The following is a 17,523-nucleotide window of genomic DNA, read 5'->3' on the forward strand; positions in this document are numbered from 1 at the left end:
TCTAAACCGTCCGTTTCTTATTTTTAAGACCTTTAATAATCCAGTAATGAATCAAACCAATTGTTTTAAATATCGATAATTTTTCATAAGTTCTATATACAATCCAGTGATATTTTATTAGTGAAAGTTTGTTTTGAGATATAGAACCACTTCTAATTCTATGACTGGCTAAAACTTCATTTAATCCATAAATTTTTTTTGTTTTTTTAATTATAGTTAACCACATTAAATAGTCGTTTCTTTTTCTTATATTTGGAATAAAAAACTTACCTATATTTTTAGCATTGTACATTACTGTAGAATTTCCACAGTTGTACTTTAGTAGGTTTTTGTAATCCATTTCATTTTGTACACTTATTTTATCTAGAATTATTTCATTATTCTCATTTATTTTATTGTATGCAGTACTAGAAAAATCATATTTATTTTTTATCATGAAATTAAGTTGCTTTTCTAATTTATATGGATCCCAGACATCATCACTATCTAAAAATGCTATGAAATCACCTCTTGCAACTTCAATTCCTTTATTTCTAGACAAAGCTGCACCGCTATTTTGCTGATTTTTTATGTATTTAATCCTTTCATCAAAGATTTCAAATTTCCTTATGATTTCTTTAGATGTGTCTGTCGAACAATCATCAATTAATATCATTTCCCAATTTTCATAAGTCTGTTTTTGAACGGACTCAATTGTCCTAGTTAAATATTTTTCACAATTATATACAGGAGTTATTATTGATACTTTATTCATAGTTTTTACTTAGACCTACTTCCGTAATACGAATACTTTCTTTAAAATCATACATTTTATTTTTTATATTTAATTGATCAGTATCTTCTTTGTAATACAAATCTCCAAACAACTTGTTTAATGAACTATTTTTTTTAGAAAAAAACATTATTAAAGGATTAAGCAACTTAAAAGAAATTGTATGTTTTCTTTGATTATTCCGAATTTCTTTTACTAAATTTATAGTAGAAACATATTCGTTGTTTTGTGGGAGATAGATTCCACTGGCTCTTCTTAAAACAATCTCTTTTACATAAATTTCTAAGTTTTTCACAAAAATCATGCTTCTTTTATTGTTAATATTAGGGAAAAATATTATTTTCTTACTTAAGTAAGAAAGTTTTCTGTAATTACCAGGGGAACTATTACCATAAATCATTGGTGGTCTTAAAACAGAAACTGTAAAATCTTTTGATGCTAATTCTAATAATAAATTTTCAGCTTTTAATTTTGATTGTCCATAAAAAGTTTTTGGATTTGTTTGTGTGTCTATACTTATTGGCCCTTCCTCAACACCATATACACTCATAGTACTAAAAAAAATAAAGTGCTTAACACCTTCTCTTTTACTTTTTTTAGCTAATTCCAATGTTAAATCGCTGTTTACTTTCATATAATCTTCTAATTTATATTTCTGCTCGTTTTTATGAACTAATGCTGCGCAATGAATTACAACATCAGTATTACTAAAATCGATTTTTTCCCATTCATTATTTCTCAGTGAAATTGTCTTAGCATAAAATTGATTGACTTGTTTATTAAAGAATTCTTTTAGTGATGTACTTAGATATCCCTTAGAACCAGTTAAAATTATATTTTTCATTTTTTATTCCTTTGTAGATGCAATTTCATCTATTTTTTTTTGAGCAATATTACCTTCAACAATCCCATCACTTTTTAGTACACTAATAATCGTCAAAGCAAAGCAACGAACGTCCATAAAAAATCCTATTTGTTTTATATATTCTCCATCAAACCGAGCCTTAATTTCAATCGGTAATTCATCACGACCGTTGATTTGCGCCCATCCTGTCAGGCCTGGTAATGTATCATTGGCTCTATATTTATCACGTTCGTCTATCAAGTCATATTGATTCCATAATGCAGGACGCGGTCCAACAAAACTCATCTCACCTTTTAAGATGTTAAACAGTTGTGGTAGCTCATCTAAGCTTGTCTTCCGTAAAAACTTCCCGACGCGCGTAATATAAACATCCGGATCAGCAAGCAAATGAGTCGGTGTATCTTGTGGTGTTTCAATATACATGGTCCGGAACTTCAAAATGTTGAAATGACTTTTCTTCAACCCAACTCGTTTTTGTTTGAAAAAGACAGGTCCTCTTGATTCAATCTTTATCGCTCCCATGATGCATAAAAATACTGGTATCAATACGATACACGCCACAAGTGCTAGGGTGAATCCTAACAACCGTTTCACTGTCATATAACTCATTTGCTTTAGCTCCTTATGTTTATACTAATTTTTGTTGTTTCATCGCGACGTCATTGGCGATATCAAGTAGCGTATTGCGTAGTTGCAATGGATTCAGTTGATGATTTTCTACCATCCGTAATATTTCTTCGATTGGTTCAGCTTGTTTCGTTCGACCAACGAAAATCTTTGGATAGATCGCTTCTGGATCAACTTCTCCGTCTTTAAGTAATTCTTCATACATCTTTTCTCCCGGTCGGATTCCTGAGAATACGATTGGCATCTCGTCTTCCGTGAAACCACTCAACTCAATCATGTTTTTCGCAAGATCAACGATTTTAACTGGTTCACCCATATCAAGGACGAAGACTTCTCCACCGTCTGCTAGAATCCCCGCTTGAATGACCAATCGACTCGCTTCTGGAATCGTCATAAAGAATCGTGTCATCTCAGGATGCGTCACCGTGACAGGTCCACCAGCTTCAATTTGCGATTTAAAGAGTGGAATGACTGACCCACGACTACCAAGAACGTTACCGAAACGAACGACGGCAAATTTCGTCTGACTTCGTTTCCCTAAATCCTGAATGATCATCTCGGCAATCCGTTTCGTCGAGCCCATGACGTTCGTCGGGTTGACTGCTTTGTCCGTTGAGATCATGACGAACCTTTCGACCTGGTGACGATCCGCTACTTCTGCGACGTTCTTTGTACCATATACATTATTTTTAACAGACTCATATGGATTTGCTTCCATTAAAGGCACATGTTTATGAGCTGCCGCATGGAAGACGACATCCGGTCGGTGTTGTGCAAACACTTCGTCGAGACGCATTTGGTCTTGTACATCGGCAATAATTGGCACTAGGTTGATTGCAGTCTGTAAACCACGCAGTTCTCGTTCAATCAAATAGATACTGTTTTCACCGTGACCGAGTAATACTAACGTCGTGGGATTAAATTGAATGATTTGGCGGCAAATTTCTGATCCAATCGATCCACCCGCTCCTGTGACAAGGACCGTCCGTCTCTCAATTTCACTCCGAATCCCTGAGATGTTCAGTTCAACCGGTTCGCGTCCGAGTAAGTCTTCAATCGATACATCGCGTATCGCGTTGATCGATACTTTCCCCGTCACAAGTTCTTCAATCATTGGCAAGGTTTGAACGTTCTTACAGAGTGTCTTTGCCTCGGTGATGAGTTCAATCCGGCGTTGCTGTGACAATGATGGAATCGCTAAGACGATGGCTTCAATTTTATGTCGTTCGATGACTGCCTTTAAATCCTCAGTCGTTCCTGCAACTTCGATTCCTTGAATCACGAAATGCATGTGTTTCGGATCGTCATCAACGAATGCCACTGGCTTCAATTCGTGAAATGGTGATGCATAGAGTTGACGAACCAGTGCTCGTCCGGCACGCCCTGCTCCGATGACCAATGTTCGCTTACGTGATTTGATCATACGCCGCGGTAGAGCATATTTCCGCCAGTGCTGACCGATCCCAAGCAGACGTAATGCTACGCGGATCGCTCCAAGTAACAGTAAAGAAATACAAAAACTTAATAGTGTGATACGTTCTAAGACTTGTCCGAAGAATAGAACTTGATACACTATTAAGCCGATTGAGCTGAGTCCCAGGGACAATGATAATGTCATTGCTTCCTGTACACTCGCATATTTCCAGTTAACACGGTACAGTTTCATCAGAAACGCGACTGTGATGAAGAGTAAAGCAAATACCGTCGCTGACTGAACTAAATCACGACTGTCGATCAATAAAAATAATTCCTTTGGATATAAGAAAAAATATGTAAAGCTCATTGCAACCATTAATGCACAGGCATCCATACATGCTAATAAAATCGTTCGGTAATAGTAATACTTCTTCACGAACATTCACTCCTTTCAACTAATATTTGAAATGCTGTTTTTCAGACAAGCGATTGTGTTTTGTGTGCTTGCAACAATTCTTCCATCATTTCTGCCACGTCTGCTCCTAGGTCTTCACGGTTCAAAGCAAACTCGAGAGTCGTCCGAATGAATCCTAATTTTTCACCGACATCATAGCGTTTGCCATCAAATTCGTACGCAAAGACCCGCTGCATTTCGTTGAGTCGCGTAATCGCGTCCGTCAATTGAATTTCGCCACCAGATCCGACTTGTTGTGTTTCAAGATATTTAAAGATTTCTGGAGTCAACAAGTAGCGTCCTAGAATTGCTAAGCTCGATGGGGCTGTTCCTGGTGCTGGCTTCTCGACGAATGATTTCACCTTATGTAATTGCTCTGAGATGCTAGAGCTTGGATCAACGATGCCGTAACGATGTGTATCCTTTTCAGGAACTGGCTGCACACCAATGATTGAACTATTCGTGATTTCATACTGTTCGATTAACTGTCGCGTACAAGGTACTTCAGCCTGAACGATATCATCACCAAGCATGACGACGAATGGTTCATTACCCACGAATGCTTTCGCTTGAAGAATCGCATCCCCAAGACCTTTTGGTTTCGATTGACGAATGAAATGAATGTTAATCTTCGTTGTCTCTTCGACTAAGTATAGTAATTCTGATTTATTCTTCGAAATCAGGTTCGCTTCCAGTTCCGGTACGGAATCAAAGTGATCTTCGATCGCGCGTTTCCCTTTACCAGTGATAATCAAGATATCTTCGATTCCTGATTCAATGGCTTCTTCAATGATGTATTGAATCGTTGGTTTATCAACGATCGGTAACATTTCCTTCGGCATCGCTTTTGTCGCTGGCAAGAAACGTGTTCCGAGTCCCGCTGCTGGAATAACTGCTTTTTTTACTTTAATCACATAATCATCTCCTATATATAATTTCGGTTTCCCAAATTATATCTAACATTCCATTCTTTATGTAAAATACAATAACATAGGACAAGCGTCACTTTCCATAAAGATTTCCATAATTTCATAATGTAAGCGTTAACATAGAAAAAAGAGAGTGCCATTTCACTCTCTTTCCCTCACCTTGACAAAAAATGTTATACCCACTGTCCTTTCCAATTCTTCTCGACAGGACTCGGGGGATTGATTGTCACGAGTTGGTTCAAGAGAACGGCTTCATTGTTTTCATAAATCTCATCGATCAACCAATCTTCGAATGTTTTCTCAAGCATCCGTTCGCATTGCTTCCAGTAGAACGGACGTTTCTCTAGTTGATGTGCATCACTTGCCACAAGATGGGCTAACCCATTCTCAAGCAAGGCAATCGCAAACCGCTGGACATCCTTTCCGTATTTGCCGATCAAACTAGCACACGTCACCTGACTGATGGCACCGTTTGATATCAATTCAAACAGTAATGACGGATTCTGAATAATCGTCTTGTTCTTTTCCGGATGGGCAACAACGGGAATATAACCATCAGAAATCAATTCTGCAAAGACTTGGCGCGCATACGATGGAATCCCACTTGACGGAAACTCGATCAAAATATAGCGTGAATCGTTGAGTGTCAGCGCTTGCCCTGCTTCTAACGCTTCCATCAACTCACCGATCAACCGGATCTCATGACCTGGATAGACGGTTAGTGGAATATCACGTTGTTTCAACAAGACATTGAATTCATCGACGGTGAGCTTCACATCGACATCTTCTGTTTCGAATTGTGGATGATAGAGGTGTGGTGTCGCGATGATCCGCGACACCCCCTCTGCGACGGCTTGTTCAGCTAACTGTAAGGCATGTTCGACACTAGCCGGACCGTCATCGACGAGCGGCAAGATATGACAGTGGATATCAACCATATAGATGTCCCTCACTCATAGGAATAGTAGTATTGGTATGCTGAATCATCCGTCAGTTCACGACGGTTCAAGACGACACCGAGAATTTTCGCTTCGGCCAGTTCAAGCTGTTCTTTCGCTTTTAACACTCGTTGACGATCAGATGTCGTACAACCGACGACAAGGACAACACCATCCGTTAGTTTCGAAGTAATCCGACTATCGGCGACTTGTAGTAATGGCGGTGCGTCAAAGATGATGATGTCGAATTCTTCACGTAGTTGTTCCGTTAGATGCTCCATCGCACGTGACGACAAGAGCTCCGCTGGATTCGGCGGAATCGGACCGGCTGTCAAAATTGATAGGTTATCGACTTTCGTTGGTAAGATTGCCTTTTCTTTTTCCGCTTGGCGAGTTAAAAGACTCGAAAGTCCAAGACCATTCGCAACACGGAACGTATAATGAACCGTTGGGCGACGCATATCCGTATCGATAATCAATACTTTTTTCCCTTGCTGTGCGTAAGCGACAGCTAAGTTCGAAGATGTCGTTGATTTTCCTTCGCCTTGCGTTGCAGAGGTGACAAGAATCGCTTGAATCTCACGATCGACGGCCATGAATTCAATGTTCGTCCGGATCGTCCGGTACTGTTCGGCGACAGGTGACTTTGGTTGCGTGACTGTAATCAGTTTCCGCGCGTCTTTATTCATTTTGCTCTTCTTAGCCATATTGTTTGACCGCCTCTCGTTTTGCTGCTTTTGACGATGACTTGAATACTTTACTATCAATATCCGGGATACTACCGAGCACCGGCAGATCAAGAATTTGTTGGACCTGATCTTCTGTTCGGATGCGACGATCGAGTACTTCACGTAAGAACGCAAGACCGACACCGAGTAAGAATCCGACGACTGCTGCGATCGCTGTGTTCAAAATGATGTTCGGACTGACAGGTGACGTTGGGATACCTGATGTCGACAAGACAGTAACGTTATCAACACTCATTAATTCTTGAACGTCTGAACTAAAGACTTCAGCAATCGAGTTCGCCAAGTTGGATGCTAATGCTGCATCGGTACTTTGGACCGAAACGTTAATGACCTGAGAGTTTTGCTCACTTTCGACCGTGACCATGTTGTTCAAAGCATTCATATTCGTTGGTGCGTTCGGAACTTCCTTTTGAACCTGTTCTAAAATCGCCGGGCTCTTGATGATGACCCGATATGTATTAACCAATGTGACAGACGACTGGACAGACTGTGCATCAATGACTTCATTGTCTTGTTTCTTCGGTGTGACGAGAATTTGCGTCCCTGCTTGATACGTCGGTTTAATCAAAAAGCTACTGACGGCAAATGAGATGAGGGCGGCGACAATCGTCAACGCCAAGATGCGCCAGAACGATTTACGTAAAATCGAAAATAATTCCTGCAAGCTAATCGTTTCATTCATGGTCTAATTATTCTCCTTTATTTGTCTAATTCAGTGACTTTCCTACATCAACTAGGACTCAGTATAACAAATATTTGGGAAATGGTTGATGTTTTTTTAGGAAATGACATACGTTTATTGAAAAACATTGCGTATAATAAAAGATGAATTGTTACTTTTTACATTCATTTCCGTATCTCGACATAGGAGGAATTTCTTTATGCATCGCTCGTTACAAGCGCTACAATTCTATACATCTCACTCGAAGGAAGATATCGCACGACTTCATGAACGGATTCGTTCGAGTCTTGCTTCGACGGAATCCTTGACGGATACGATGATCCGAATTACCGGTCAACCGCCACTGATTCCTTATGACGAAGATACCGTTACGGTCGACGAATGGAATGCATTTCTCGCCGGAAAACATCATGCGACATTAGCTGACTTTTACGGTACATTAGTCGCTCGTCCAATCTTGGACGAAGATGGTCCACTCCCGGACGAGGCAGAAGAACCACTTCCGACTCTTTCACGGAGTCAACGCGAACCGGAACCAAAACGACGTAAAAAAGAGAAAGAAATCAAGCATGCTGGAGCAAAACGACCGTTACCTTGGGGCTGGATCGCGCTGTTGATTCTTTGTTTCTTACTTGGAGCCGGTGGAACTTACGTCTACTCGACATACTTCGTAGGATCTGCAGATACGACACCAAAGGCTACTGTCGAAAAACCGGTCACAGTTGAAAAAACGAAGGAAAAGAAACCAACAGCACCAGAAGAGACTGCCGCTGTTGATGATGTCCTATACGTCAAAACACGTTCGAGCAACATCTATCGGGAAGAGTCGATGACGACATTGCTGTACGAAGCCGATTTCGGTGACGGATATCGCATCGTCAAGAAAAATGACGGCGTGACTGAAATCGAATTGTCGGATGATTTAACGGGGTATATTAAAACGTCCGATACGACAAAACAGCTTGAAGGTGAACCACTTGCTGATGAAACGCTTTTGACGTGGGTCAACGATCAGCTCGATACGAGTTTTGTTACCGGGACCCTCATTGACCTTATCGGCAAAAGTAGTGAAGAACTGAATAGTCTTTATGGACCAGCCGATCGGACTTTCAATGATGAATTGCATGACTACCTGTTTTACGGAAATCACTTTTTTGTCTTGAAGGACAACAAAGTGATCGCCATTGACTGGACGGAGACGACTATTACGAATGAGCAATTAGCCTCACTCGCCCCCCTTCAACTCGAAACTGAATCGACAGGACTCGTCACGAGTAACTCGTATCGTCTCCAACGTTTTGCAAAAGACGGAACGATCAGTCGGATTCGTCTAGCGGAACAATCGTTTTAAACAAAAGCACCGACTCATAGTGGAGTCGGTGCTTTTTATCATTCCATATCAAGTGAATAGCGTAATGCCGTTTGTGTCTCTTTTAATGAATCTTCTGTCGGGTGCCAGTAATAGATTCCGTCGCCTTCTTTTCCACCCGTTCCTTCGAGTTTCAAGTTCTTTTGGTTACGGAAGGCATCCATGTAATCAAAGGCAAGTGTCCGCATCGGTTTGAACGAGACGTTCGTCTGCGCGTTTTTCCCGACGACATCCATGATGGCGTTGAAGTTACTAACCGACACGTCGGATGACAATTTGTTTGCGACTTGGGCGATGACTTCCCGCTGACGCATCTGACGACCGAAGTCACCTCGTGGATCTTCGTAACGCATCCGTGTGAACTTCAAAGCCGATTTTCCATCTAAGTTGACTTTACCAACCGGAAAATGTGTTCCACTGACAGTAAAGTCGATATCATTATTGACCGTCACACCACCAACTGCATCAACTAGGGACGTGAATCCCTCCATGTTGATTTCCGCATAGTAGTTGATTGGGATGTTGAGGAATTTCTCGACCGTCTTGATTGCCATCTCTGGTCCACCGAATGAATACGCGTGGTTGATCTTATCGTTCGTTCCTTTTCCGACGATATCGACCTTCGTATCCCGTGGAATACTGATCAATCGACTTTCGTTCCGTGTCGGGTTCAATGTCATGACCATGATCGAGTCACTGCGTCCCCGTTCCCCTGGCCGTTGGTCGACACCGAGCAATAGAACGGAGACCGGCTTTTGCTCTTCGACGACCTTGTCTCCCGTATTCTTGACCGGTGACTGAATTTTTTTGACCGTCTGGTCGACTTGATAATATGTATAGCCGATGAATCCGCCGACACCGACGACGAGGACAAGTGCAATCAACAACATGATTTTAAGTGGCGTCCAACGTTTTTTCACCTTACGTCTTTTTTTTACTCGTTCCAACTGCGTCCATTCCCTTCTGTGTTTTGCTTCTCGTTAATATCGGTTGTGTATGAAAAGACTTACAGTCCGAGTATAGCGAAATTCGAGGATGATTTGTCAAAAACGGGAAAAGATGAAAAAAAGAGCCTATCGTTAAGATAAGCTCCTTTGTTGATTAAAGCGTTGTTTGACTAGCCACTTTGTAGGTCTTTTTCTTGAAATCATAGTCCATGATGATATATTTGCGTTGGCTTGTCGACGTCGGGAAGACATACCATTTCGTGTATCCTTTGACGCCTGCTCCGATTTCAAGCTCTTGTTTCGATTGCACAGATGTCCAATCAATGGTCGTCAAACTCGTCCATTCCCCTAGACCCTTTCCAGACAAAACACCGTCCAATTGCTTTTCAGTCATGCCATTTTTAATCTTTTTCCCTTTCATGAGCTTCATCTTACTTTCGCGGAATCCCGTAACTGAATCTAAACGTAAAAGACTGACCGTTTTGCTTGTCAAACGATAGACGGAACTCTTTTTCTTCGTCATGAACATCAAGCCTGTCGAATCCAAATATGTTTTTTCGTTGATGAACGTATAAAATGTCGCCTTCTGTCCATTCGTAGTACTTGTAGAATCTGCTTTTTTCTTCAAGACTGTCGATCCACTTTTTTTCGTCAGTTGTTTCTTATAGTCTTTTCCATAGATGACTTTTGCTGCTTGTTCGATTGTCATCCCAGCTTTTAACGCTGTATAGCGATTCGTCACTTTCGTTTCATCTTTCGTCGCAGCAGATGCTGCACCTCCGAATAAAGTCGTTCCTGCGAGTACTGTTGCTACTGCAACTTTCGTAAATGTCATTTTCATGTTCCTATCTCCTTTTTAGAATGTCTCGTGATTTTCAATAACGTAGGCTTTCTTTTTCGTGTCATAACTCATCTCAACGTAAACACGTGATTTCGTCGATTTTTGGAAGACATACAATTTTCCTTTAAACGCTTCAATCTCATAGTCTTTGATTTCTTTCGCACTGAAGACGCTTCGTGCATCTTCCTCAAGCAATCCAGCCCATTCACCAAGACCAGACCCCGAAAGCACACCATCGAGTTGTTTCTCCGTCATTCCCGTCTTGATTTTAGCGCCCGCGTTTAACTTCCGTGCACTCTCTCGGTATTCGGAATATGTATTCCGTCCCATTTCGACTTGTTTCGAAATAAGACGATACACGGAATCGTTCTTTTTCGTCATGAAACCGAGCGACATCAAAGTCGGAGGAATCTTTGCCTTCCGATCATAGATTTCGTAATAAATTTCTTTACGCTTATCTTCAACGTCCTTAAACTCTTCTTTCGTCTTCAATACTTGTGAACCGCTTTTCGTCGTTAATTGTTTTTTGTAGTCTTTGCCGTATAAGACTTTTGCGACCTGCTCCATCGTCATACCCGCTTTGAGTGCTGTGTATTGATTTGTCGCTGTTGTTTCGACTTTCGTCGCCGCCGATGCCGTTCCACTAAAGAGTGTTGATCCCGCGATGATTGTTGCCACTGTGATTTTCATGAAGGTCGTGTTCATACTCTACTCTCCTTTTTAGTACTGACTATGATCTTCGACACGATACGCTTTCTTTTTCGTGTCATAGATGAAAAAGATGTATTGCCATTTATGTGTTGCTGTCGGAAAAACGTATGATTTCGTATGAATGATCGTTGCTTTCCTTGCTTTGACTTCTTTTTTTCGAAGAACGGATGTCGTATCGACGTGACCGAGTGTCCCGAATGCTCCGAGCCCTTTCCCCGTCAGTAATCGATCAACTTGTTGCTCCGTCATCCCGTTCTTGATTTTCGCACCTTTGATCAGTTTACGATCGCTCGTCCGGAATCCGGCTGCCGTGTCACGTTTGAACTCCATTTGTTTCATCGTCAGCCGATACTTCGTTCCGCCCGTCTCCGTCATGAACATCAGGACACCGATCGCTGACGGGAATTCCACTTTTCGATTCACAAGATCATAGAGAAGGACGTTCCGATCCCATTCCTCCATCTCAATTTCTGTGTTCAATCGTAAGACTTGTGAACCGTTTTTCATCTTCAGTTGTTTTTTATACGTCTTGCCATAGAGGACTTTGGCGACTTGTTCCACCGTCATCCCGGGCTTTAAAGCACGATATTGTTTCGTGGCGATCGTCTCAGCCTTCGTTGCAGCACCCGCCGTTACTGGATGTAAAGAAACTATTGCGACAAGTACCATGAGAAGCCATCGTTTTACGTTCCACTTATGCATCAGAATCCACCGTCTTCGTTTGCGCCGGAAACTGTCATTACATCCGCAACGACATAGCCTTTACCCGTATCATGCATCCTGACGCGCTTCTGCTTCTCCTTATTATCCGTCTGGAAGATATAGATTTTCACTTTTGCATTTCCGAATCCAATGTTTTTCAGCTCTTGTTTCGAGAAGACCGAGCGATAGTCCATCACAGCCCACGTCATCCAGTCGCCGAGCCCTTTCCCTGTCAGGACAGCATCTACTTGTTTCGTGGTCATGTCGAATCGAATCTGTTTCCCTGTCATGAGCTGTTTCGTACTTTGCCTTACGGTCATCGGGTGATCTCGTTTCATGTCCACGCCTTTAAATACAAGGCGATAGAGCTTATCCTTCGGTTTTTTCATGAACATGATTTGCATGACATGCATCGGCTCTTGTTTCGTTTGATCATAGAAGAAATACTGGAGGCTATCGACAGATTCTTCTGAAATGACTTTCTTTACATCGTGTTTGAGAACAGTCGATCCATTTTTCTTCGTTAAGTATTTTTGATACGACTTGCCGTACATCTGCTTAGCAAACTCTGTCACCGTCATCCCGAACGAATAGTTTTTCAAAGAATCGGTAAATTGTTGTTCGTTTTTCGTTGCCGCCGAGACCGTTCCACTGCTAAGTAATACGATGACCATCAGACAGACGAAACTCGACTTGATCCACTTCTGCATCCCGTTCACTCACTTTCTATTGCACGTGCTTTAGTTTTTTTCCTGAATCGTCCGAACATCACTGATCTCATAAGTTCTTTTTTGTTCGCTATACGTCAGTTCGACATGTTTCCACTTGTTCGTCGTCGATTTAAAGACATATTCTTTGATCCGAGACACTTCAGCAAACCCACGTTTTTGTTCGTCCAGCGTATAAGCAGACGCTGTATCCATATGACCGAGCATCGTCCAGTTGCCAAGACCCTTCCCCGTCAATTTCGCATCGAGCTCTTTTTCCGTCATCCCGTTCTGAAGCGCGGCACCTTTGACGAGCGATCGTGTACTTTCGCGATACCCTGTCTTCGTCTTCCGTTCGATGAACAAGCCTTTCGTCACCAAGCGATACTTCGTACCCTTCTGTTTCGTCATGAATTGTAAGACTAGTTCAGTCGGGGGATGTGTTGTTGTCGAATCGGAGAGGACGTGGATTAATTGCTTATGTCCTTCTTCATCCCCTTCGAAGTTGATTGGAAGTTTAAGAACAGTCGATCCGTTTCTTTTCTTCAGGTGTTTCTGATACGACTTGCCATACAGGACTTGCGCGACTTGTTGCATCGTCATTCCATTTTTCAAGCCTTTGTACTGTGACGTCGCAAGCGTTTCTGCTTTTGTTGCTGCGGATACTGTTCCTGGAACAAACAGACCAAGCAACAGTACTAAACAGAGTGACCCTATCATGATGCGTTTCATATCTGTTTCCTACTCTCCTCGATGACTCCACGAATCATCCTTATTCATTTTTCGTATTTCAATGAAATCCCGATTTCTGTATCAACCTCATATCGCTTTTTCTGCTTGTTATAGGACAAGGTGACGACCTGCATCTTTTTCGAATGTGGTCGATGGAATTGATAGATTTTGTAGCGCCCCGTTTTCATCGGACTTTCTTTGAAAACGGACGAAACGTTCCAACTAAAATACATTGACACCTGTCCGAGCTTTTTGCCGGACACCAGTTGGTCGAGTTGTTTCTCCGTCATCCCGTGGCGTAATGACGCCGGCTTCATGAGTGTCCGGCTATTTTCATACAACCCATTTTCCGTATCGGCTTGATAGTACAGCGCTTTTTGTGTCAGATAATATGTCTTCTGGTGCTGTTTCGTACTAAATTCAAGAAGCGTTGTCGTTGGAAGGTTTTTGGAGGGGCGATCAAGTACGTATCCGAGGGACCGATACCCTTGTTCGTTATCGGTCGTTCCCGGTTTTTTCGTAAAGATGACACTACCATTTTGCTTCTTGATGTATTTCCGGTACTCTTTTCCGTATATTGTCTTCGCGACTTCCCTCAGCGTCATACCGAACTTGAGTGCTTTGTACTCTTGTTTAATCTGCAGTGCTTCCTTTGACGCTGCTTGTCCTTCGAGTGTCCCACTGAAACAGAGGACACCGATGAGGAAGACACATAGAATACGTTTCATCGTTTAACCTACTTTCCTTATTTCACGAGCTGAACGGCGCGATCGGCATTCAAGCGACCGTATCCGTACGTCGTGTCACGACCTTTTTTGCCGAGGTCCTTTGCTGACTTCCGAAGAATCGATTCGACGTCCGTCACTTTGATACTTGGCTTTAAGCTATAGAGGACACTCGCGACCCCTGCGACATGCGGTGTTGCCATCGATGTGCCGCTCCAGAAGATCGATTCGCCGTCTTGCAAATAACTCGCGATATCCTGCCCCGGTGCGACGAGATCGAGTCCTTCGCCATAGTTCGAGAACGACGCTCGTTTATCGAATCGGTTCGTCGCCCCGACCGAAAAGGCATATTTCGAGCGTGCCGGATAGGACAGTTTCGATGCGCCTTCGTTACCGGTTGCTGCTGCGACAAAAATTCCTTTCTTACGCGCTTCCGCTAAGGCATCTTCAATCGCTAAGGAAACACCGCCACCACCAAGACTCAAGTTGATGACTTTTGCCTTTTGTTTCACAGCGAACAGAATGCCTTTGGCGATATTCGAGTTCGACGCATAGTTATTGCGCGAGATGACCTTGATCGGAATGATGCTTGCTCGATCGTTGATCCCCGTCATCCCATACCCATTGTTTGATGTTGCAGCAATGACACCGGCAACATGTGTGCCGTGTCCGTGATCGTCATAAGCGAGTTGATGTTTATGAACAAAATCGTATCCGAGATCCATCCGGACGCGTCCAGCGAAATCCGCATAGGTCGGATTAATCCCCGTATCGACAACTGCCACGCGAACGGTCGAACGTGACTTGTTGGCAATCCGTTTGACCATCGCGTGATAACCGATATCCGCTCCCTTGACGCCTCCGCGTTGTCCAGTGTTTTTTAATGCCCACTGGACGGACTGGAATGGATCGGTGCTGAGTAACTTCATCGGTTGATCGAGTTCGACGTACCGGACACCTTTTGTTTTTTCAAGTTGGCGTTTGGCTGCCATCGCTTGGATGAAGCTGTTGTAGGAGAACTTCTCGAGCCGTAGCGTACTGTCGATCGTTTCGTGATCAGTAGCCCGTGACGTCTGTGACAACGTACTCGCTTTCGTCGCTCCGTTCAGACGAACGACAAGACTCGTTGCCTGTCCGGTTGTCGTTGATTTTGTCGCGTATTCTCGAATTGGTTCGAGTCGTTCGAGTTTATAGGGAATCGTAAAAGCTTTATTCTTCGTTCCCGTTACTTCAATGTATTGTCGTCCACTCCATGTCAGTGGGAAAAAGAGTGTCTTTTTACTATTCGCATACCGCGCATACGGATCTTTTTGTTTGTATTCCGTCTGCGACGTATAAACGGTCGCTTTTTTGGAAGTGTCAAAGGCGAACTTCAAGTGTGTTCCACCTGACAGATACGTCTTCGTATCAAAATAGAACAAGGCTTTCCCGCTCGCATCGAACGTTCCTTTGATGTAGCCTTTTTTCGTTTTGCCTTCAATGGCCGGCACTTTTTTCGCCGTTGTCGCAGCTTCTGTCGTATCCCATGTATATGTACCAAATGCACTCACGAGGAGAGCACTGACGATGACCTTTTTCATTTGGGTTTCACTCCTTATCGTTGTATCCTTTTTCATTATAATGGAAAAAATTGATTTTCCTAGTTCTTTTTACCTCTATCAATCAATGAATTGACTGAAAAAAAGAAGCCCTGTTCGCACAGGACTTCTTGACTGCATTACGGAATCATTTTGACTGCGTTATCAGCATTCAAACGACCGGCACCATAACTCGTATCATAGCCTTTTTTACCGAGATCCTTCGCTGATTTCTTGAGGATACTTTCCACACTACTTGCTTTCAAGGACGGCTTCAGACTGATCAAGAGACTCGCGACACCCGCGACGTGTGGCGTCGCCATCGAAGTACCACTTCCATATAACAACTCTCCATCTGCGAGGTAGCTTGGAATCGAGACGCCAGGGGCAACGAGGTCCAGTCCCGTTCCGTAATTCGAGAACGACGCTTTTGTATCCTTTCGTCCGGTTGCACCGACCGACAAGACATATTTCGAACGGGCCGGATATGCGACCGTTCCGCGTCCTTCGTTCCCGGAAGCAGCGACGATCAGGATGTTCTTCTTGACCGCTGCGGCTAATGCCGACTCGATCGATTTTGAAGAAGAACTACCGCCGAGACTCATGTTGATGACCCGGGCACCTTGTTTTGTCGCATGCTGGATGCCTTTGACGAGTCCCGAGACCGAACCAGCCCCTGACTCATCGAGGACCTTGATCGGAATCAACGTCGTCATCGGATTGATACCGGTCATCCCGTACGTGTTATTTCCACCTGCAGCAATGATCCCGGCGACGTGTGAACCGTGTCCGTTGTCATCCCAGGCTGTCTTATCGCCATTGATGAAATCATAGCCGAGATCCATCCGGACTTTACCTGCGAAGTCGGCATACGTCGGATTGATGCCGGAGTCGAGGACTGCGACTTTCGTTGCAGACAGCTTCTTGCCTTTGATCCGTTTTTGCATGGCGACGAAGCCGATGTCTGCTCCTTTCAGTCCCTTCTTTTGTCCCGTGTTCTGCAGCGACCATTGATGTTTTTGATAGGCGTCGACACCGAAGGCTTGAATCGGTGCGTCGAACTCTGCGAACGCCACGCTGTTTGATCGCTCGAACTTTTTCTTCGCCGCTTCAGCGTCAGCATAGGAATCATAGACGAGTCGTTCGATGCGGAGCTCAGACGCTAGTGATTCGACTTTTGAGGCCCCGAACGATTGCGCCCGCATTGCACCAGGACGTGTCTGCACGAGTAACGCCGGTTTGACTGCTTTGACGGCAGCTGTCATTGATTCCTCAATCGGTTCATAACGCGAGATGTAGGCGGGAACAGAATAACGATCGCCCGGATAGCCTTCGAGAACTAAGTACTGCCGTCCGCTCCAACTGAGTGGGAAGTAGAGTGTATCATCCGTGACTTGGTAATACCGATTGTAGACACGACCTGCTTCCGCGTCAGCTTTACTGGCGAACATCGTTCCGTACGTGTCGTAGTCGAGTTCGAACTCAAAGTGCGTTCCTTTTGCGACAAAATCCTTCGCATCAAAATACCATACCGCAAATCCATCCGAGTCGAAGCGACCTGTCAAGGCACTGCCGGCTTGTTTTGAGAAGGTCGGGACTTCCTTCGCCTTCGTTAATGTCGCCGGACGAATCGTTTCCTGCTTTTCAAGCGCCTTGACTGGTACTGTACTGCAGATCAAACCAAGTGCTAAGCTCCCTGCTAACCATGTTCGCATCATTGTTCCTCCCTCTAGGTCTTTCTTACTAATACCCGGATTAGATGGGATTATGTGGAATATAG

General features: G+C 43.4%; 18 protein-coding genes. 1 reads left to right on the top strand and 17 read right to left on the bottom strand.

All coding sequences use genetic code 11. The features are described 5' to 3' along the window. Position 1 precedes the first annotated feature (1 nt). The 8 genes from KNQ08_RS10715 to KNQ08_RS10750 all read right to left on the bottom strand — a co-directional run bounded on the left by KNQ08_RS10715 (position 2) and on the right by KNQ08_RS10750 (position 7,432). On the bottom strand, positions 2-754 hold the full coding sequence (locus KNQ08_RS10715; RefSeq protein ID WP_214805573.1) for a glycosyltransferase family 2 protein: 753 nt from the start codon (positions 752-754) through the stop codon (positions 2-4). Continuing rightward, positions 747-1,616, bottom strand: a complete 870-nt coding sequence (locus tag KNQ08_RS10720; protein WP_214805575.1) for an NAD-dependent epimerase/dehydratase family protein — start codon at positions 1,614-1,616, stop codon at positions 747-749. The genes KNQ08_RS10715 and KNQ08_RS10720 overlap by 8 nt, the downstream gene beginning before the upstream one ends. A 3-nt stretch (positions 1,617-1,619) precedes the next feature. Continuing rightward, a complete protein-coding gene (locus KNQ08_RS10725; RefSeq protein ID WP_214805577.1) occupies positions 1,620-2,246 on the bottom strand; it encodes a sugar transferase in 627 nt (208 codons plus the stop codon). Between the two features lie 19 nt (positions 2,247-2,265). Further along, positions 2,266-4,116 (bottom strand): polysaccharide biosynthesis protein, encoded by a 1,851-nt coding sequence (locus tag KNQ08_RS10730; protein WP_214805579.1) that lies wholly within the window; start codon positions 4,114-4,116, stop codon positions 2,266-2,268. A gap of 41 nt (positions 4,117-4,157) precedes the next feature. Continuing rightward, a complete protein-coding gene (gene galU, locus KNQ08_RS10735; protein WP_214805762.1) occupies positions 4,158-5,045 on the bottom strand; it encodes a UTP--glucose-1-phosphate uridylyltransferase GalU in 888 nt (295 codons plus the stop codon). Between the two features lie 191 nt (positions 5,046-5,236). Beyond that, positions 5,237-6,016, bottom strand: coding sequence for a tyrosine-protein phosphatase (locus KNQ08_RS10740; RefSeq protein WP_353049224.1), 780 nt, complete (start codon positions 6,014-6,016; stop codon positions 5,237-5,239). After that, positions 6,013-6,708 (bottom strand): CpsD/CapB family tyrosine-protein kinase, encoded by a 696-nt coding sequence (locus KNQ08_RS10745; protein WP_050678204.1) that lies wholly within the window; start codon positions 6,706-6,708, stop codon positions 6,013-6,015. The genes KNQ08_RS10740 and KNQ08_RS10745 overlap by 4 nt, the downstream gene beginning before the upstream one ends. After that, the gene (locus tag KNQ08_RS10750) at positions 6,701-7,432 is read right to left on the bottom strand and encodes a YveK family protein (protein WP_050678205.1); all 732 of its coding nucleotides are present in this window, start codon (positions 7,430-7,432) and stop codon (positions 6,701-6,703) included. Before KNQ08_RS10750 ends, KNQ08_RS10745 begins: the two co-directional genes overlap by 8 nt. 199 nt (positions 7,433-7,631) lie before the next feature. Here KNQ08_RS10750 and KNQ08_RS10755 point away from each other — a divergent pair, with 199 nt between their 5' ends. Continuing rightward, positions 7,632-8,783 carry a hypothetical protein gene (locus KNQ08_RS10755; protein ID WP_214724100.1) on the top strand — a complete coding sequence of 384 codons (1,152 nt, stop codon included), beginning with the start codon at positions 7,632-7,634 and terminating at the stop codon, positions 8,781-8,783. A gap of 38 nt (positions 8,784-8,821) precedes the next feature. Here the strand turns inward: KNQ08_RS10755 and KNQ08_RS10760 are convergent, their stop codons facing one another. From KNQ08_RS10760 to KNQ08_RS10800, 9 genes are all read right to left on the bottom strand, one after another. Then, a complete protein-coding gene (locus KNQ08_RS10760) occupies positions 8,822-9,721 on the bottom strand; it encodes an LCP family glycopolymer transferase (RefSeq protein WP_231681775.1) in 900 nt (299 codons plus the stop codon). 181 nt (positions 9,722-9,902) lie between these two features. Next, entirely contained in the window at positions 9,903-10,589 is a 687-nt protein-coding gene (locus KNQ08_RS10765) for a hypothetical protein (protein WP_214805581.1), read from the bottom strand. A 15-nt stretch (positions 10,590-10,604) separates the two neighbouring features. Then, a complete protein-coding gene (locus tag KNQ08_RS10770) occupies positions 10,605-11,294 on the bottom strand; it encodes a hypothetical protein (RefSeq protein ID WP_214805583.1) in 690 nt (229 codons plus the stop codon). A gap of 15 nt (positions 11,295-11,309) precedes the next feature. Further along, positions 11,310-12,002: a hypothetical protein gene (locus KNQ08_RS10775; RefSeq protein WP_214805585.1), complete on the bottom strand. Its 693-nt coding sequence runs from the start codon at positions 12,000-12,002 to the stop codon at positions 11,310-11,312. Further along, a complete protein-coding gene (locus KNQ08_RS10780; RefSeq protein ID WP_214805587.1) occupies positions 12,002-12,712 on the bottom strand; it encodes a hypothetical protein in 711 nt (236 codons plus the stop codon). Before KNQ08_RS10780 ends, KNQ08_RS10775 begins: the two co-directional genes overlap by 1 nt. Positions 12,713-12,742: 30 nt before the next feature. Continuing rightward, the gene (locus KNQ08_RS10785) at positions 12,743-13,441 is read right to left on the bottom strand and encodes a hypothetical protein (RefSeq protein WP_214805590.1); all 699 of its coding nucleotides are present in this window, start codon (positions 13,439-13,441) and stop codon (positions 12,743-12,745) included. A 44-nt stretch (positions 13,442-13,485) separates the two neighbouring features. Next, positions 13,486-14,169, bottom strand: a complete 684-nt coding sequence (locus KNQ08_RS10790; RefSeq protein ID WP_214805592.1) for a hypothetical protein — start codon at positions 14,167-14,169, stop codon at positions 13,486-13,488. A 17-nt stretch (positions 14,170-14,186) separates the two neighbouring features. Then, positions 14,187-15,746, bottom strand: a complete 1,560-nt coding sequence (locus KNQ08_RS10795; protein WP_214805594.1) for a S8 family peptidase — start codon at positions 15,744-15,746, stop codon at positions 14,187-14,189. A 137-nt stretch (positions 15,747-15,883) separates the two neighbouring features. Continuing rightward, positions 15,884-17,458, bottom strand: coding sequence for a S8 family peptidase (locus KNQ08_RS10800; RefSeq protein ID WP_214805595.1), 1,575 nt, complete (start codon positions 17,456-17,458; stop codon positions 15,884-15,886). Between the last annotated feature and the right edge of the window lie 65 nt (positions 17,459-17,523).

Origin of the sequence: Exiguobacterium sp. s46 (assembly GCF_018618875.1) — a bacterium.
Lineage (GTDB): Bacteria > Bacillota > Bacilli > Exiguobacteriales > Exiguobacteriaceae > Exiguobacterium_A > Exiguobacterium_A abrahamii.

What these genes read in the sequence shown, in the direction of transcription:
- KNQ08_RS10750 (WP_050678205.1), bottom strand. Translation starts at nt 7,432, where the DNA reads ATGAATGAAACGATTAGCTTGCAGGAATTATTTTCGATTTTACGTAAA.
- KNQ08_RS10770 (WP_214805583.1), bottom strand. Translation starts at nt 11,294, where the DNA reads ATGAACACGACCTTCATGAAAATCACAGTGGCAACAATCATCGCGGGA.
- KNQ08_RS10795 (WP_214805594.1), bottom strand. Translation starts at nt 15,746, where the DNA reads ATGAAAAAGGTCATCGTCAGTGCTCTCCTCGTGAGTGCATTTGGTACA.
- KNQ08_RS10765 (WP_214805581.1), bottom strand. Translation starts at nt 10,589, where the DNA reads ATGAAAATGACATTTACGAAAGTTGCAGTAGCAACAGTACTCGCAGGA.
- KNQ08_RS10745 (WP_050678204.1), bottom strand. Translation starts at nt 6,708, where the DNA reads ATGGCTAAGAAGAGCAAAATGAATAAAGACGCGCGGAAACTGATTACA.
- KNQ08_RS10720 (WP_214805575.1), bottom strand. Translation starts at nt 1,616, where the DNA reads ATGAAAAATATAATTTTAACTGGTTCTAAGGGATATCTAAGTACATCA.
- KNQ08_RS10785 (WP_214805590.1), bottom strand. Translation starts at nt 13,441, where the DNA reads ATGAAACGCATCATGATAGGGTCACTCTGTTTAGTACTGTTGCTTGGT.
- KNQ08_RS10775 (WP_214805585.1), bottom strand. Translation starts at nt 12,002, where the DNA reads ATGCATAAGTGGAACGTAAAACGATGGCTTCTCATGGTACTTGTCGCA.
- KNQ08_RS10780 (WP_214805587.1), bottom strand. Translation starts at nt 12,712, where the DNA reads ATGCAGAAGTGGATCAAGTCGAGTTTCGTCTGTCTGATGGTCATCGTA.
- KNQ08_RS10715 (WP_214805573.1), bottom strand. Translation starts at nt 754, where the DNA reads ATGAATAAAGTATCAATAATAACTCCTGTATATAATTGTGAAAAATAT.
- KNQ08_RS10725 (WP_214805577.1), bottom strand. Translation starts at nt 2,246, where the DNA reads ATGAGTTATATGACAGTGAAACGGTTGTTAGGATTCACCCTAGCACTT.
- KNQ08_RS10800 (WP_214805595.1), bottom strand. Translation starts at nt 17,458, where the DNA reads ATGCGAACATGGTTAGCAGGGAGCTTAGCACTTGGTTTGATCTGCAGT.
- KNQ08_RS10755 (WP_214724100.1), top strand. Translation starts at nt 7,632, where the DNA reads ATGCATCGCTCGTTACAAGCGCTACAATTCTATACATCTCACTCGAAG.
- KNQ08_RS10790 (WP_214805592.1), bottom strand. Translation starts at nt 14,169, where the DNA reads ATGAAACGTATTCTATGTGTCTTCCTCATCGGTGTCCTCTGTTTCAGT.